The organism is Kitasatospora sp. NPDC005748 (assembly GCF_040630735.1).
Taxonomy (GTDB): Bacteria; Actinomycetota; Actinomycetes; order Streptomycetales; family Streptomycetaceae; genus Kitasatospora.
The window spans coordinates 1-1,046 of record NZ_JBEXYD010000165.1 but is presented as its reverse complement, the minus strand read 5'-3'; the positions used below and the strand labels follow the sequence as shown (position 1 = coordinate 1,046).

The following is a 1,046-nucleotide window of genomic DNA, read 5'->3' as shown; positions in this document are numbered from 1 at the left end:
TAGGGCACGTATTCGGTCGTGATCAATGGGTTCGAGTGAGGTCCTTGATCCAGATCATCGCGCCACGGAGGTGGAGGCCGGCGAGGTAGCTTTCCGGGGTCTTGTCATACCGGGTGGCGATGCCTCGCCAGGCCTTCAGCTTGTTGATCAGGCGCTCGACGGTGTTGCGCTCCTTGTAGAGCTCGGCGTCGTGGCTGACGGGACGGCCGCCCTGGCGGCCCTTCTTCTTCCGGTTGGCGCTCTGGTCCTTCTTCTCCGGGATGACCGCCTTGATATGGCGCTTGCGCAGGTGGGCGCGGTTGCCGCGTGACGAATAGGCCTTGTCTCCGGCTACCGCGTCCGGCCGGGTGCGGGGACGGCCGACGGGCCCGCGGACCCGGACCTTCTTCAGCACGGGGATGAACTGCGGGCTGTCCGCGGCCTGGCCCTCGGTCAGGATGAGAGCCAGCGGGCGGCACTTTCGGTCGCCAGCGCAATGGACCTTGCTGGTCTGCCCACCCCTGGAGCGTCCGAGCAGGGCGGCCTTCAGCCGGAGCCCGCGCCGACGCCGGATGCGTCGACGTTCTTCCCGTTTCGCGTCGCATGGGGCGTCCCGCCCGTCTTGTTCCTTCGGGCCTCCCCCTTTTGTCGAGCCTTCTCCGCCTCCTCGGCGGCCTTCTCCAGGGCGGCCATGGTGTCGGAGTCGAGGTGCATCCCGGCGGCGTCGTGGTGGGCCCGCACGGTGGTGGAGTCCACGCTGACCAGGGACAAGTCCACATCGCCGCGTTTCGCGGCTTCCGTGATCAGGCCCTCCATCAGGGCTTCGAAGACGCCGGCATCCCTCCACTGCCGGAACCGGTTGGAGACGGTCGACCACGCCCCGAACTCCGTCGGCATCTCCCGCCATTGCCCGCCCGTCCGGAATCGCCAGATCACGCCCTCAAACTGCTGTCGCAGCCGCTCCGGGTACGGGCCGTACTCGCCGATCGGCAAGTACGGCTCGATCAACACCCACTCCGCATCTGTCAGTTGCGCTCGCGTCACACACCACGGTCTACCGGATCAGG

General features: G+C 67.5%; 1 pseudogene. It reads right to left on the bottom strand.

Going from position 1 to position 1,046, the window contains the following annotated elements:
* Positions 1 to 22: 22 nt before the first annotated feature.
* Positions 23 to 1,023: pseudogene (locus tag ABZ495_RS37095) on the bottom strand (IS5 family transposase).
* Positions 1,024 to 1,046 lie beyond the last annotated feature (23 nt).